This window comes from Brucella rhizosphaerae (genome assembly GCF_002252475.1).
GTDB classification, from domain to species: domain Bacteria; phylum Pseudomonadota; class Alphaproteobacteria; order Rhizobiales; family Rhizobiaceae; genus Brucella; species Brucella rhizosphaerae.
Genome location: NZ_NNRK01000033.1, coordinates 214,429 through 229,684 on the forward strand (window position 1 = coordinate 214,429; position 15,256 = coordinate 229,684).

Here is a 15,256-nt window from a genome sequence, read left to right on the forward strand (position 1 = left end):
TGAAGCGGCTCCTCGCAACAGCCGAGTAGTCCGCCCCCAAGCTACCCCCGTATTCAAGGTGGACCTTATACTGCACCGCCATAGCCCACAATAAACAAAAGGGGGCGACCGAAGCCGCCCCTTTAACCTGGTGGATTGAATTTGACGTTTGAATCCCGACCGACATAAATGCTGTTTCAAACGTCAAATTCGAAAAATCCACTCGTTTCATATACTTGCTAGTGGTCTTTTTGATTCCGACATTTGTCCAACGCCTGTAACGGAGGGATGAAAATGTCGGAATCAGACCACTAGAGTTGTCGCAGTCTTACTGGGTCAAATCAGACATCAGTCCTGCAGCAACTGCGAGACGTGACACCGTCAGATCGCCACCTTCAGTCAATGCCACCATACGGTTTTTGACCTGATCGATACGCGCACCATCTTCAGCGAACCATGTCGCCGCCGGGTCCTTGTCTTTGCCATACTTCTTGAGCGCTGCAATCGTAATGCCGCGGGCAGCTTGCGTAATCGTATCGCTCGCACGCGACAGTGCCAGACCGTCATAATAATCAGTGACAGGGATGGTACGTGCTGCTTCCTCGATCCGGCCAATGCGGAAAGCTTCCGACACACCGAAATAGGTTTTGGCGGTTGCTACCAGATCGGCAGATGCCAGATGCGCGATCAACGCAATATCTGGCATGATGCCTGCCAGCTGCAGATTGGCGAGACGTTGCGCAAGTTTCTCCGGCGCACCCTTTTCGACGAAGGCCGCCTTGTCTGCCTGCACGGACTGAATAAGGAAGTCCGGCATCAGACCATCGAAGCGTGGCTCAAGAGCCGCACGAGCCGTGGTGATGGTGTTCACCAGTTCCGTAAGGTTGGCCCGCGTTGTGTCGTTGCGCAGCACCCAGGCCGTGGTCGACAGCAGCATTTCGCCTACCAGATGGTAGAACTGGTTCTGCACATCGCCCGTAACCTTGTTATCAAGTGCATCGATAGCATCATAGATCGCGTTGATCTCGAAGCCATCACGCACCGCCACATAGGCTCGCACAATATCCGCCGGCGACTTGCCCGTCGTATCAGCCAGACGACTGATGAAGGTGATGCCGCCACGATTGATGACATCATTAGCCAGCAAAGTAGCTACGATTTCGCGCTTCAGGCGGTGGTTGGAGATTTCCTCGGCATAGTTTTTGACCATGCGCTTGGGGAAATAGCCGAACAGCAATTGCTCAAAGTAAGCCTCGTCCGGAAGCCTGCTCGCGACCAGATCATCCGAGAGCGACAGCTTCGCATAGGCCAGCAAAACAGCGAGCTCTGGACGTGTGAGTGGTTGTCCCGATTTCTGACGATCATTCAGAAGCGCATCGGAAGGCAGGTATTCAACCTTGCGATCCAGCAACTTGCGCGCTTCAAGCTCTGCCATGAAGCGTGCCTGATAAGGCAGCTCTATGAGGCCCTGACGTTCGCTGAGCGAGAGCGCCAGCGGCTGCAGATAATTGTTACGCAGCACCAGCTCCGAAACATCATCTGTCATGCTTACCAGCAGTTTGTCGCGTGCAGGACGCTTCAACTTACCCGAACGCATGGCTGCAGCCAGCGCGATCTTGATGTTGACCTCGACGTCCGAGCAGTTCACGCCTGCCGAATTGTCGATAGCATCGGTATTGCTGCGCCCGCCATCAAGCCCGCCTGCCAGCGCATATTCGATGCGTCCGCGTTGCGTCACACCAAGATTTGCACCTTCGCCAATCACCCGCGCCCGCACTTCCGAACCGGTGATGCGGATCGCATCATTGGCACGGTCGCCAACCTGCGCATCCGTTTCCGCCGTCGAACGAATATAAGTGCCGATACCACCAAACCACAGAAGATCGACCTGCGCCTTGAGGATCGTCGTCATGATCTCTTGCGGTGATGCTGTGGTCTTGCCAAGACCGATCGCCTTTGCAGCTTCTGCCGAAAGCGTAATCGTCTTCTGACTACGGCTATAAACGCCACCACCTGCCGAAAGCTTCGAGCGGTCATAATCCTGCCAGCTCGAACGCGGCAGATCGAACAGACGCTTGCGCTCTGCAAAACCGTCTGCAGGAACCGGATCGGGATCGATGAAGATATCGCGATGATCAAATGCGGCAACAAGCCTGATCTGCTCGGATAAGAGCATACCATTGCCGAACACATCACCCGACATGTCACCCACACCCGCAACCGTAAACGGCTCGGTCTGGATATCCTTGTCGAACTCGCGGAAATGCCGTTTTACAGCTTCCCAGGCGCCACGTGCGGTAATCGCCATGCCCTTGTGATCGTAACCGGCAGAGCCACCTGAGGCAAAAGCATCATCGAGCCAGAAATCATGGGCCTGACTGATTGCATTGGCTGTATCTGAGAAGGTTGCCGTGCCCTTATCAGCAGCAACCACGAAATAAGGGTCGTCATTGTCGTGACGCACCACTTCCACAGGCGGCACAACATCATTGTCATGGATGTTGTCAGTGACCGACAAAAGCGTGGAGATGAATATCTTGTAGGCATCACGACCAGCTTCAAACACCGCATTGCGATCGCCACCAACCGGCAAGCGCTTCGGATAGAAGCCACCCTTTGCACCGACCGGCACGATCACCGCATTCTTGACCTGCTGTGCCTTCACAAGGCCCAAGACTTCCGTACGATAATCCTGTGCACGGTCCGACCAGCGCAGACCACCACGTGCAACAGCACCGAAGCGAAGATGTACACCTTCCACTTCCGGTCCATAGACAAAGATTTCGCGATAAGGGCGCGGATCAGGCAGCCCTTCCACAAGCCGTGGATTGAGCTTGAACGCAAACGTCACACGCGGCTTGCCTTCGCCATCCGGCTGATAGGCGTTGGTGCGCAATGTGGCTTCGATCAGATTGCGGAACCGACGCAATATCTGGTCATCGTCAATGCTCGGCACGCCAAGGAGTGCTGTCTCGATACCGTCAACCAGCTTCTTTTCTGCGGCTTCACGACGCTTGGCCGAGGGATTGAAGCGCAGATCAAACAGTGAATAGAGGTCACTGGCAATTTCCGGATAACGGTTCAATGCTGCTGCGATGAACCCTTGCGAATAGGCAATGCCTGCCTGCTGCAAATAACGGCCATAGGAGCGCAGGATCATGATCTGACGCGCCGTCAGACGGGCTGTCTGCACCAGTGCATTATAGCCGTCATTATCGGCAAGCCCATCCCAGACATTGCGGAACACATCTTCCAGCATCTCGCCATCGTCAGACAGATCAACCGGTGCGCCATAGGCATTCACGAGCTGCATGTCATGCACGTAGACCGGCACACCACCCTTGCCAGCCTCATCTTTGCCAACATGTGGAAGGTCGATGGTCTGTTCGCTGACAACCCGGAAACCCATGTTTTCGAGAAGCGGTACACGCTGCGACAACACAACCGGTGCGCCATGATGATAGAGCTTCAGCGAAACCGCATCCGGTCCATCGGTGCGATAGCGATAGAAGTCCACGAAAAGCGGTGCCTCGGCGCTAAGACCGGCGATACGTTCTGCATCGACCAGAGCTTCAGGCGCTGTAAAGATTTCGCGGTAAGATGGCGGGAAACTTGCAGCCAAAGCGACGGTCTTTGCGTCCGCGCTGTCTGAACTTTCACGCACCGCATCTTCCCACGTGCGCACGATGGCACGCACTTCCGCTTCCAGAGCTTCGCGATCCACATGTGGCGTCGAACGCTCATGGCGACGAATAACGAACTGCACGCGGGTCAAGCCGTTTTGCAGGAACACCGGGTGGAATTCAAAGCTATCACCGCTATAGATATCGACGAGATAGCGGCCGATCTTTTCACGCACGACCGAGTCATAACGATCACGCGGAATATAGACCAGTACGGTTGCAAAGCGTCCAAAACGATCAAGGCGCGGAACGGCACGAACGCGTGGGCGCTCACCCAATGCCAGGATCAGTTCGGCATTGGCCGTCAGGCTTTCCGTATCGATCTGGAAAAGCTCATCACGCGGATATTCTTCGAGCACGTTGATGAGTGCCTTACCCGAATGGTCTTCGCGATTGAAACCAAGATGCTTGATGACCGCATCAGCTTTTGAGCGAATGAACGGAATACCAGCAACAGAGCTGGTATATGCAACGGAGGTGAACAGGCCGACGAGACGCAGCTCGCCGATGGCTTCGCCCTTTTCACCGAAAATCTTGACGCCGACGTAGTCGAGATAAGACCGGCGATGGACGAGCGAGAGCGAATTCGCCTTGGTCACAATCAGCGGTTCATTGCTATCGAGGAAGTCGGTGATTTCGCGCGGCGTAACAGTATCGTCATCATCCTTACGGAGAACGCGCACTTCACTGTCGTTCAGAATACCAAGCGTTTCTTTGACAGGAACCAGCTCCCGATTGTCGCCCTTGCCCTTGAAGGTGAGCTCACGCATACCGAGGAAGATGAAACGATCATCGCGCAGCCATTCGAGGAACGCGATGGCTTCCGGCATTGCGGCATTACCCGTCAATTCCTGAACCCGCTTATAATCGGCAATTGCGCCATCAAGGCGCTTCATCATCGGCTTCCAGTCGCTGACAGCTGAACGAACCTGTCCGAGCACGCGCTTGATAGCGGCGGTCAGATTGGCCTTTGTCTGCTTGTCGAGTGCTGGCAGATGAATTTGCACAAGGCTTACGCGCTCAACGCCTTTGGCGGGTGCGAGCTGCGATGCTTCGCCCAGGATTGTAAGGCCGTCTTTTTCCCGTTCAATATCGAAAACCGGGTGTACGACCATAAATATCTGGCTGACATGATCGTTCAGCTCACCCATGACAGAGTCGAGCAGGAACGGCATATTGTCATTGACGATGGTAATAACGCTGACAGGGCGACCATGGCGTTCGATGCTGTTATCGACGCTGATAGTGCTCTTGCCCTTGCGGTAAGATTCAAGCGCCTCGTAGCCATATTGGGCAGATTTATCGAGCGCTGCGGCATCGTAAGCCGCGAGGTCTTCGGGCGGTGCCCATTCGAAGAGAAGCTGCGAAAAGGCTGTAAGCGCCTTCGACTTTCCTCCCTTCTTTTCCTCCTTGCTTGCCTTGGAACCCTTAATTTTGCTCGACCGATCCTGCTTTGCAGTCACGTCGGATACTCCTGTCATGATGGCAATGCGCGCCAAACTAGCAGATTGAATATCCGTTTCGATGACAAATCGTTGAAAACAACCAAATATTTCCGTGAAAGTCAGAAACCTTGCATCTAATCCATTTAATTTGGAACAAAACTTCGAAAACGCTTCAGGAAATTTCGAAATATGCCGTCTGGCTTCCCGTCAATCGACATGACAGGTTTACGTAAGCGTCACAAAAGCTAAATTTTGCCACAAATCACGGGCGAATCTGACACGTAATAACCGGATCAAAGTTCGATCAAATGATCGTCCAGCTCATTGATATCATTGTCACCGGCGGGAAAATGCTGCTCCAGCAATGTGCCTGCCTGACCGATAGCCAGCACGAAGCCCTCGGCTATTTCCGAGCGCGAAGCGTGATGGGTAAGGGTCGCGACAATCCCATTCCATTCTTCCTGTTCAACGCGGGCGTGGATGCCTGCATCGGCGATCACCTCGGCATAATGCTCTGCCATAGACACGAAGAGCAGAATACCGGTGCGATGTTCTGTGATGTGTACATTGCGCGCCAGAAATTGCTGCAATGCATTGAGATGCGCACGTTTGTAACGGATTCGGCGCGGCACGAGCATTATGCGGGTCGAAGGCAGAAACCAAAGAACCAGCATCACAGAAATGAAAGCCGCCAGAATAGCGAGGCCGAAAATCGGTAGCCTGATATCGAACCAATACCAATGCGCAAGGAACGCAAGAATGACCGAGGTTATGAGAATGCCATAAGTGGCGACAAAGCCAGCAGCAAAGAAATAGTCATCGCTGCTACGTGCCAGAACAGCGTATATTTCGCCGCTTGTATTGGCCTCGGCACCGCGGATCGCATGAGCGATGCGTTTGTGATCCTGATCGCCGATTAGGTTTTTACCCGTCACAGATTTCTCCCCTACCAGCTACCCGAAGCGCCGCCGCCACCTGACGAACCACCGCCGCCAGAAAAGCCGCCACCACCACCGCCTGATGACCATCCACCGCCACCGCCAGAGAAACCGCCGCCGCCACCTGACCCACCGCGTGAGTTGAGGTCGATCACCATGCCCAGCCAGCGATATTTACCCGGACCGATCTTGCGCCCAAAGATCGGGGTCAGGATCGCCATGCCAAAACCTCCGAAGAAGATCAGGCACCAGAATGCGATGAAAACAACGAACACCCAGTCGACGTCGTCAGAACTGCTTTGAACGTTGCGTTTGGCACGTGCTTCAAGTTCGGCTGCATCGCCCGAAAGAACCGACAGAATACCGTCGACGCCCTGAACCACGCCGCCTGAATAATCGCCCGTGCGGAACGCAGGAATAATCGTGCCGTTGATGATCACGCTGGAAAGCGCATCGGTCATGGTTCCCTCAAGGCCATAGCCGACCTCAATGCGCACCTTGCGATCATTGGGAGCAACGACGAGCAGGATGCCGTTATTCTCCTGCTTCTGCCCCAGCGCCCATGCGCGAAACAAACGATTGGAATAGGTTTCGATATCCTCGCCATTCAGGCTTGGCACGGTCACGACCACCACCTGATCGGACGATTTTGCTTCAAAATCGGCGAGCTTCTGCGTGAGCTGCTGCCTTGCTGTCGGGTCGATGATACCGGCAGCATCGACCACCCGCCCCGTCAAAGCCTGTGCAGGCTTTGACGCATCCTGTGCATTTGCACCCGCTGCAATGAAAAATGCGAGCAGGAGCAAGACAAAAGCAAACAGGTTTCGCAGCCAGTTCAGGCCACGAAACGCTGCGCGCATGGGAAGCAGAGCTGCCACGGAAAACCCGATCAATTGTTAAAGTTGACCTGTGGTGCCGTCTGGCTCCCCGCATCCGCACTGAATGTCTGCATCGGTACGGCATCGCGATACCAGATCCATGTCCATATCATCGTCGGCATGGTGCGGATCGCTGTGTTATAAACACGTACCGCTTCGATATAATCGCGACGCGCTACAGCAATACGGTTTTCAGTACCTTCGAGCTGCGATTGCAGCGCAAGAAAATTCTGATTTGCTTTGAGGTCCGGATAGCGCTCGACAACCACCATCAACCGCGAAAGCGCACTTGTGAGGTTGGCCTGATTGTCCTGAAACTGCTTGAAGAGTTCCGGATTATTGAGCGTCTCAGGCGTAATCTGCACCTGTGTCGCCTTGGCACGTGCATCGATTACCGCCTGAAGAGTTTCCTTTTCATGCGCGGCATAGCCCTTCACTGTTTCGACGAGATTAGGCACGAGATCAGCACGGCGCTGATACTGGTTCTGCACTTCGCTCCATGCAGCCTTGGCCTTTTCTTCATTCGTCGGAATGGTGTTGAAACCACAAGCCGAAAGCAGCGGCACAAGGACCGCAAGCCCGAGCGCAATGAAAATGCGGCGGGGAGACAAAGAACTGACAACTGTCGCAGCCGACATGGTGTTCTCCTGAAAAAGGCGCTTTCTCAGCGCCTGAATTGATACTTCTTGCACCAGCATAGTCGTGTTCACGAAAATGCGAGCCATCAAATCAACAGGATAGACGAATTTCGCTCGTCGTCCAGTCGATTTGCTGAAAGCGCGCTGAGCGTGAAAGAAAGCAGGGTTCGACCCCTTTCGCGGATGGATTGTCGAGAGGGAAAGTTTCGGCTGATTACTATGTTGACTTAGTCAACATATCTAATATTGATAGTGTCAACATATGGAGGCGCCGCATAGCGGCGTATGCAGATATGACGCTCACAGATAACCAGACCGACATTAGCGCGTTGCGCGCCTTCAACCGTAACTATACGCGCCGACTAGGCCTTCTGAACGCACATCTCGACAAAAGCCCGTTCACGCTGACCGAAGCGCGTATCCTCTACGAGATCGCACATCGCCCCGCGCCCACAGCGGCAATTATCATGCGGTCTCTGGGACTTGATCGGGGCCAGCTCAGCAGGACGCTGAAGCGCTTCTCCGACCGTGGATTGATCGAAACATCACAGCACCCGCAAGGTGGGCGCAGCCGTCCGATCCAATTGACCGAAGCCGGGCGCTCGACATTTGCCGCGCTGGAAAGCAACACCTGCGACGCAGTAGGAGAACTTCTAGACGGATTGCGTCCCGATCAGCGCAAGGACCTGCTCACAGCGGCGGGAACGATCATGCACATATTCGATGAACGAACGAGCGCGGACGTGCAATTACGCGATTTACAGCCTGGCGACCTCGGCTGGATCATCCATCGACAGGCCGTACTTTATTCAGAAGAATATGGCTGGAACAATGACTACGAAGCACTCATAACCCGTATTCTTGCCGACTTCATGGAATCCTTCGACCCGGACCATGATGCAGCCTGGATTGCCGAAATCGATGGCCGCGTCGTGGGATCGGTCTTTCTGGTTCGGGGCGACAGGCCGAAGCTTGGCAAATTGCGCTTGCTTTATGTCGAGCAAGCCGCACGCGGCAGCGGCGTGGGTGCCAGACTTGTGAATGCCTGCATCGAACGTGCCCGAACGGTCGGTGATGATGGCCTCACCCTATGGACGAACGATATCCTGAAGGCGGCCCGGCGTCTTTACGAGCGAGCTGGTTTCCGGCTGGTCGATGAAGCACCACACCATTCTTTTGGCGCGGATCTGGTTGGCCAGACATGGGAGCTGGACCTGAAGCAAAACTAATCAGGCAAGCCCATGTTAAGCGCATAAAAAAAGCGGCGGATTACTCCGCCGCTTTTCTCAATCGCAAATTGCGAAAAACTATTCGCTTGCAGCTTCTTCAGCAGGAGCAGCTTCTTCAGCTGGAGCAGCAGCTGCTGCGGCCGCAGCTTCAGCAGCAGCGGCAGCCTTGGCTGCTGCATCTTCTTCAGCTTGCTTGGCGAGAGCGAGACGCTCCTGAGCCTTCTTGCCTGGCAGACCCTTGGTCAGGTTGCTGCGTTCTTCACGTTTGGCAATACCAGCCTGATCGAGGAAGCGAAGAACGCGATCGGTTGGCTGTGCGCCCTGTGCAATCCAATGCTGGATGCGGTCAGCGTCGAGCTTTACGCGTTCAGCGTCTTTTGCAAGCATTGGGTTCCATGCACCAACGGTTTCGATGAAACGGCCGTCACGTGGGCTGCGGGCGTCAGCAACAACAACGTGGTAGTAAGGACGCTTCTTGGAGCCAGCGCGGGCGAGACGGATCTTAAGAGCCATTTTTTCTTTCCTTTAGACAATAGTTCTGCCCTGAAGGGCGATGGGTTAAGCCTTGTTGGCTATTCAGTTTCCGCTGTGGTTGGCAGCGGCATGCTCATGGTGCCGAATAACTTCCTTCACGATGAAATTCAGGAATTTTTCAGCAAAATCTGGATCAAGATGGGCATCGACAGCAAGGCCACGAAGGCGCTCGACCTGACGCTTCTCACGAGCTGGGTCAGCTGCGGCAAGGCCGCGCTCAGCTTTCAGGACACCCACAGCCTGGGTGCAGCGAAAGCGCTCAGCAAGCATGTGGATCAGTGCTGCATCGATGTTATCGATAGATGCACGCAAGGAGAGAAGCTCAGCAGGCACTGTGTTCTGTTCGTCAGCCATCTTACTCACTTCTTCTTCGGTAAACCGGGAAGACCGCCACCAAGACCTGGAAGCTTAGGTCCACCCAAACCAGGAAGACCCGGCATTCCGCCACCAGGACCACCCTTGGTGAGACCAGCTGCTTCTGCCTGCCTGGCAAGCGCTTCAAGCTGCTTGGGGTCCATCTTGGAGAGATCAGGCATACCGCCCATTCCACCACCAAGGCCTCCAAGGCCCATCTTGCCAGCAAGGCCGCCCATCATCTGCTTCATCATTCCGCCCTTGCCCTTGCCCATGACTTTCATCATGTCGGCCATCTGGCGATGCATCTTGAGAAGCTTGTTGATGTCGGCAGCGTTCGTGCCGGAACCTTTGGCAATGCGCTGCTTGCGGCTATGCTTGAGCAGATCGGGATTGGCACGCTCGGCCTTGGTCATCGAGCCGATGATTGCGATCTGGCGATCGAATACCTTATCGTCAAGACCAGCTGCTGCTGCCTTGTCCTTCATCCCGCCCATACCAGGCATCATACCCATAATGCTGCCCATGCCGCCGAGCTTTTTCATCTGGCCCAGCTGATCGGCAAGATCATTAAGATCGAACTTGCCCGACTGCATCTTCTTGGCCATCGCAGCGGCTTTTTCCGCATCGATGTTTTCAGCAGCTTTTTCAACGAGCGAAACAATGTCGCCCATGCCCAAGATACGATCGGCGATACGCTTGGGATAAAACTCCTCAAGCGCATCCATCTTTTCGCCAGTGGCGATCAGCTTGATAGGCTTACCAGTAATCGCGCGCATCGAAAGCGCTGCACCACCGCGGCCATCGCCATCCATACGCGTCAGAACGATACCGGTAATACCGACGCGTTCATCAAAGTTGCGCGCCAGATTGACAGCATCCTGACCTGTGAGGCTGTCGGCCACGAGCAGAATTTCATGCGGATTGGCGACCTTGCGGATATCCGCCATTTCCACCATCAGCGGCTCGTCAATATGCGTGCGGCCTGCGGTATCAAGAATGACCACATCATGACCGCCAAGTTTCGCAGCCTGAACGGCGCGCTTGGCAATCTCAACCGGCGACTGGCCAGCAATGACAGGCAGTGTATCAACCGACGTTTGAATGCCGAGCTGACGGAGCTGTTCCTGCGCTGCCGGGCGGCGCGTATCAAGCGACGCCATCAGCACCTTCTTGCGCTGACGCTCGGTCAGGCGCTTGGAAAGCTTGCCGGTGGTGGTGGTCTTACCAGAACCCTGTAAACCAACCATCATGATAACGACAGGTGCAGGCGCATTCAGATCGACTGTGACACCCTCGGTGCCCAGCATTTCGATAAGCTCGTCATGGACGATCTTGACGACCATCTGACCGGGCTTGATGCTCTTGAGAATTTCCGCACCGACAGCCTTTTCGCGGACCCTGTCAGTGAACGAACGAACCACTTCCAGCGAAACGTCGGCTTCGATCAGCGCACGACGCACTTCGCGCAGCGCAGCCGTTACGTCGCTTTCAGAGAGAGCGCCGCGTCCGGTCAAGCCGTTCAGAATGGAGCCAAGACGCTCCTGAAGTGATTCAAACATCGAATTTCCTTTTAATCCGAGAGGAGGCTTAATGCTTCATCAGGGATAGATCGTCCCACATATCTGCCAGTTCAAGAAGCAACCAAAGAGATACAGCACCCGAGGGCGCATCGCGCTGTCGGATGTGGACCTCCGGGATCGTTTTATACCACAATGGGTCCCGGTCGGCGGCTCGCGTTCTGAAGATCGCGGATAGATTGGGGCAGGCTTTAAGGCGATAAGCCCGCAATGTCAAGCAAAAGGCGGGAAACGGCCCTGTGCAATCTGGTAGTCTGATTCCGACATTTGCATCCCTTAGCAACAAGCATGGGACCAATGTCGGAATCAAAAAGACCACGAGCGCAGAGCCGCTTGTTCAAGCCTTATTGCGGAACGGCTCCGGCGAGTGGGTCACTAATCCCAAGCACGTAGAATCCGATCAGCAACAATGTGCCTGCCAATGTCACATAGTAGATCGTTGGAATGATCGTCATCCGCATCGTGATGCCTTCACGTCCCAACAATCCGACAGTCGCAGACGCAGCGACGACATTATGAATAGCGATCATATTGCCTGCCGCAGCACCAACCGACTGCCCTGCAACCATCAATGCTCCGGAAACTCCAAGTCCTTCCGCAACACCGTACTGAAACTGGCTCAGCATAAGATTGGAAACAGTATTGGAGCCCGCAAGAAACGCGCCGAGCGCACCAACGGATGGAGCAAAGAATGGATAGATATTTCCAACCTCGACAGCCACCCAATCTGCAACCATCAGCGGCATGCTGACCAGTTCCTTTGAATTGACACCGGAATTGATCATCACCCGAACCATCGGAACCGTGAAGAGCAGCACAAAACCTGCTCCTAGCAGGGTCTTTGTACTTTCACCAAACGCCTTCGAAAACTGCACCACAGACATGCGGTGAAGGAAGAAGGTGATCAGACAGACAATGACAAGCAGTCCGCCGGGCAGGAACAAAGGTGCAAAGTCACCGCTTATTCCGGTTTCCCCCATGATATTGGTTGCAGCGAAAGTCACCGACTTCAATGCACTGCCAACAGCAGGGAATGTACGGCTTATCACAAGGAACAACGCCAGAAGTATGTATGGCGTCCAGGCAAGTCCCAACGATATTTTGCGTGATGTCAGCTCATCGAGTTTCATCTCGACGCTACCCATCCAGCCCTCCGGCCATTCTGATGCGGGTGCAAAATCCCAGGTGTCTTTTGGCATCAGAAATCCGGCACGTGCTGCAAGCGTCGCAAGAGCCAGACCGACAAGACCACCGATCATTGACGGAAATTCAGCTCCCAGAAACACAGCGCTCAGAACATATGGAATTGTGAATGAAAAGGCTGCGAAGAGTGCAAAAGGCAGAATAGCCAGCCCTTCAGTCCAGGACCGGTTCCGTCCGAAGAAACGCGTCATGATAAGGACGAGAAAGAGTGGAATGAAAGTGCCGCAGACTGCATGCAGAATGGCTACTTCCGACGTGATGATGTGAAAGAAGTATTCCCAGCTTGAACCGACTCCCTGCAGCTGCCCCGTCAGTGCCTCGCGATTGAGACCCGACTGAACGCCCACGATAAGAGGCGTTCCAACCGCACCAAAAGAAACTGGTGTGGACTGGATAATGAGGCCGAATGTAACAGCAGCAAGCGCTGGAAAGCCAACGGCAACCATCAAAGGTGCAACGACAGCAGCTGGCGTTCCAAAGCCAGATGCCCCTTCGATAAAGGAGCCGAAAAGCCACGCAATCAGAAACACCTGAACGCGTCGATCAGGACTGATCTGTGCGAAGCCAGACCGGATCGCAGAAATGCCGCCCGAATGTTTCAGTGTATTGAGCAGCAGGATGGCCCCGAAGATGATCCAGAGCAATCCGGCAGTCTGGATCAACCCCTGGATGGTAGAAGCGATGATGCGATTGCCGCTCATACCCCACAGAGCCATCGCAATAATCACGGTGATAATATATGTGACCGGCATAGCGGTCCGGGCTTGAATACGAAATCCAACCAGCATTAAACCGGCTACGAAAATCGGCAAAAATGCAAATAGTGCAAGAAATCCATTCGACACGTGGCGTCCTCCCTCGTCAATGTCGTGGCCTCAAAAAGCAAATTGTAGTCGCAGTGGTAAATAGTTTTTACCAGCCCTGCTATAGTCCATAGGTATGAAGCACTTTGTCAACAGGGGCGAAAATGTTCGTTCTAAAGCCTTAAAATTGTTAGAACCCCTTATTTTAGCGATATAATACTTGAAATGGTGGGACTTGGTATCCGGTTCCGACATGACATTTGACGCAAAGAATGGCAAATTCGCGCCGAGGTAGAATCAACTCCGAAGGAGAAACGAATGGCATTGTTTGCCAAGGGCCGGTCTTGGACGGCAGCAGCAGTTCTTGCAGTGGGCATGATGGCCGGATCAGGCATAGCCGAGGCAGCCCAGTGCGGAAACAACGGCGCTGGCTATAGTGCCTGGCTCCAGCAGACGATCAAGGACGCGCAGGGACGTGGTATTGGACAGCGTGCAATCGGTGCATTGACCAATACAAAATATGCGCAGGCCACGATCAACGCTGATCGCAATCAGAAGAGCTTCAAGCTTTCCTTCGAACAGTTCATGCAGAAGCGCGGTGCCAATACGATCATCCAGCGCGGTCGTTCTATGAAAAAGCAGAACGCAGCGCTCTTTAATGCAATCGAAAAGCGTTATGGCGTTCCTGCCGGTCCGCTAATTGCAATCTGGGGTATGGAAACCGGCTTCGGCGCTTATCTCGGCAAGCAGCACACGCTTTCAGCCGTTGCAACGCTGGCCTATGATTGCCGTCGCAGCGATTATTTCACGCAGCAGCTTTATGCAGCGCTCAAGCTGATCGACAATCAGGATCTTGATCCAAATGCTGTCGGTGCCATGCATGGCGAAATCGGCCAGACACAGTTCCTGCCTGTCAACGTACTGAAGTACGGAGTGGATGGTGATGGCAGCGGTCATATCGACATGGCCCGCTCCAAGGCAGATGCACTTTATTCGACTGCGAACTTCCTTGTCGGCCACGGCTGGAAGCGCGGCGCGGGCTACCAGCAGGGCGAGCCCAACTATGGTGCAATTCAGGGCTGGAATGCTGCAAGTGTTTACCAGCGCGCCATTGCCGAAATGGGCAAGGCAATCGACGGAAATTAATCCCGTCGAACAGATCAAAATAAAAGCCCGGGAAACCGGGCTTTTTTTGTATTACTCAGAAGTATCCGAGGCAGGCAGCAGCAGCCCGGCATCCGGGCGCGTGAAGTCGCCGGTTTGATGATCCATCACCCAAAGCTCGCCGGTCGAGATATCGAACCATGCGCCATGCAGGGTGAGTCTGCCCTTCTTCTCCAGAATGTCGACGCAAGGAAAAGTGCGCAGATTGTTGAGCGAATAACGGATCGAAATACGCTCAAGTGCCGTTTGACGCTCTGTCGGGGTCATCAGCTGATTGCCGCTGATCGTTTCTGCCGCCGGCCCGATCAGGCTCATCCACTTGCCAATAAAATCGCCGGGAGAAAGGGGCGCGCTTTCCGTATCGAGTGCGGCCTTGATCCCACCACAGCGACCGTGACCCATGACCACGATATTCTTGACCTTGAGGCTCTGTACTGCAAATTCGAGTGCAGCCGACGCTGCATGGAATTCACCGTCCGGCTCATAAGGCGGAATAAGGTTTGCAACATTGCGCAGGACAAAGATTTCGCCCGGTGCCGTATTGAAAATCGTTTCAGGTGCGGCTCGCGAATCGCAACATGCAATGACCAAAGTCTGAGGTGACTGGCCTTTTTCTGCGAGCTCCCGATAACGCGCAGTTTCCTGCGCGAAGTGCTCACTCATGAAGGTACGATAACCGGCGAGTAATGAATCTGGTAGATCAGCCATGACTTTCCAATATCCCTATCGAAAACCGAGAGCAATCAAAAACGTTGGCGTTCAAGTTCAAGCATTTGCGATCTCTCGCTGCCACAATAAACCGCCCCGGCATATTACGGGAAGACGTTT

At 54.2% G+C, this 15,256-nt stretch carries 11 protein-coding genes; 2 read left to right on the top strand and 9 right to left on the bottom strand.

The window, feature by feature from the left end:
- Positions 1–307: 307 nt before the first annotated feature.
- The 4 genes from CEV32_RS16880 to CEV32_RS16895 all read right to left on the bottom strand — a co-directional run bounded on the left by CEV32_RS16880 (position 308) and on the right by CEV32_RS16895 (position 7,561).
- Positions 308–5,125 carry an NAD-glutamate dehydrogenase gene (locus CEV32_RS16880; protein WP_094578328.1) on the bottom strand — a complete coding sequence of 1,606 codons (4,818 nt, stop codon included), beginning with the start codon at positions 5,123–5,125 and terminating at the stop codon, positions 308–310.
- 275 nt (positions 5,126–5,400) lie between these two features.
- Positions 5,401–6,042: a TPM domain-containing protein gene (locus tag CEV32_RS16885; RefSeq protein WP_094578274.1), complete on the bottom strand. Its 642-nt coding sequence runs from the start codon at positions 6,040–6,042 to the stop codon at positions 5,401–5,403.
- 11 nt (positions 6,043–6,053) lie between these two features.
- Positions 6,054–6,905 carry a TPM domain-containing protein gene (locus tag CEV32_RS16890; RefSeq protein WP_094578329.1) on the bottom strand — a complete coding sequence of 284 codons (852 nt, stop codon included), beginning with the start codon at positions 6,903–6,905 and terminating at the stop codon, positions 6,054–6,056.
- 29 nt (positions 6,906–6,934) lie between these two features.
- Positions 6,935–7,561, bottom strand: coding sequence for a LemA family protein (locus tag CEV32_RS16895; RefSeq protein WP_094578330.1), 627 nt, complete (start codon positions 7,559–7,561; stop codon positions 6,935–6,937).
- A gap of 293 nt (positions 7,562–7,854) precedes the next feature.
- On the opposite strand from CEV32_RS16895, the gene CEV32_RS16900 reads away from it, so the two are divergent.
- Entirely contained in the window at positions 7,855–8,790 is a 936-nt protein-coding gene (locus CEV32_RS16900) for a bifunctional helix-turn-helix transcriptional regulator/GNAT family N-acetyltransferase (RefSeq protein ID WP_094578275.1), read from the top strand.
- A 78-nt stretch (positions 8,791–8,868) separates the two neighbouring features.
- Here CEV32_RS16900 and rpsP read toward each other — a convergent pair whose 3' ends face one another.
- From rpsP to CEV32_RS16920, 4 genes are all read right to left on the bottom strand, one after another.
- Complete coding sequence (rpsP, locus tag CEV32_RS16905; protein ID WP_094578276.1) at positions 8,869–9,303, bottom strand: 30S ribosomal protein S16; 435 nt, start codon at positions 9,301–9,303, stop codon at positions 8,869–8,871.
- Between the two features lie 63 nt (positions 9,304–9,366).
- Positions 9,367–9,678, bottom strand: a complete 312-nt coding sequence (locus tag CEV32_RS16910) for a chorismate mutase (RefSeq protein ID WP_094578277.1) — start codon at positions 9,676–9,678, stop codon at positions 9,367–9,369.
- 5 nt (positions 9,679–9,683) lie between these two features.
- Positions 9,684–11,240, bottom strand: coding sequence for a signal recognition particle protein (gene ffh, locus CEV32_RS16915; RefSeq protein WP_094578278.1), 1,557 nt, complete (start codon positions 11,238–11,240; stop codon positions 9,684–9,686).
- Between the two features lie 362 nt (positions 11,241–11,602).
- Positions 11,603–13,306, bottom strand: coding sequence for an L-lactate permease (locus tag CEV32_RS16920; RefSeq protein ID WP_094578279.1), 1,704 nt, complete (start codon positions 13,304–13,306; stop codon positions 11,603–11,605).
- A 276-nt stretch (positions 13,307–13,582) separates the two neighbouring features.
- On the opposite strand from CEV32_RS16920, the gene CEV32_RS16925 reads away from it, so the two are divergent.
- The gene (locus CEV32_RS16925) at positions 13,583–14,410 is read left to right on the top strand and encodes a lytic murein transglycosylase (RefSeq protein WP_094578280.1); all 828 of its coding nucleotides are present in this window, start codon (positions 13,583–13,585) and stop codon (positions 14,408–14,410) included.
- Between the two features lie 51 nt (positions 14,411–14,461).
- On the opposite strand, the gene CEV32_RS16930 is transcribed toward CEV32_RS16925, so the two are convergent.
- Entirely contained in the window at positions 14,462–15,136 is a 675-nt protein-coding gene (locus CEV32_RS16930) for a carbonic anhydrase (protein ID WP_094578281.1), read from the bottom strand.
- Positions 15,137–15,256 lie beyond the last annotated feature (120 nt).

What these genes read in the sequence shown, in the direction of transcription:
- CEV32_RS16925 (WP_094578280.1), top strand. Translation starts at nt 13,583, where the DNA reads ATGGCATTGTTTGCCAAGGGCCGGTCTTGGACGGCAGCAGCAGTTCTT.
- CEV32_RS16910 (WP_094578277.1), bottom strand. Translation starts at nt 9,678, where the DNA reads ATGGCTGACGAACAGAACACAGTGCCTGCTGAGCTTCTCTCCTTGCGT.
- CEV32_RS16890 (WP_094578329.1), bottom strand. Translation starts at nt 6,905, where the DNA reads ATGCGCGCAGCGTTTCGTGGCCTGAACTGGCTGCGAAACCTGTTTGCT.
- ffh (WP_094578278.1), bottom strand. Translation starts at nt 11,240, where the DNA reads ATGTTTGAATCACTTCAGGAGCGTCTTGGCTCCATTCTGAACGGCTTG.
- CEV32_RS16930 (WP_094578281.1), bottom strand. Translation starts at nt 15,136, where the DNA reads ATGGCTGATCTACCAGATTCATTACTCGCCGGTTATCGTACCTTCATG.
- CEV32_RS16895 (WP_094578330.1), bottom strand. Translation starts at nt 7,561, where the DNA reads ATGTCGGCTGCGACAGTTGTCAGTTCTTTGTCTCCCCGCCGCATTTTC.
- rpsP (WP_094578276.1), bottom strand. Translation starts at nt 9,303, where the DNA reads ATGGCTCTTAAGATCCGTCTCGCCCGCGCTGGCTCCAAGAAGCGTCCT.
- CEV32_RS16900 (WP_094578275.1), top strand. Translation starts at nt 7,855, where the DNA reads ATGACGCTCACAGATAACCAGACCGACATTAGCGCGTTGCGCGCCTTC.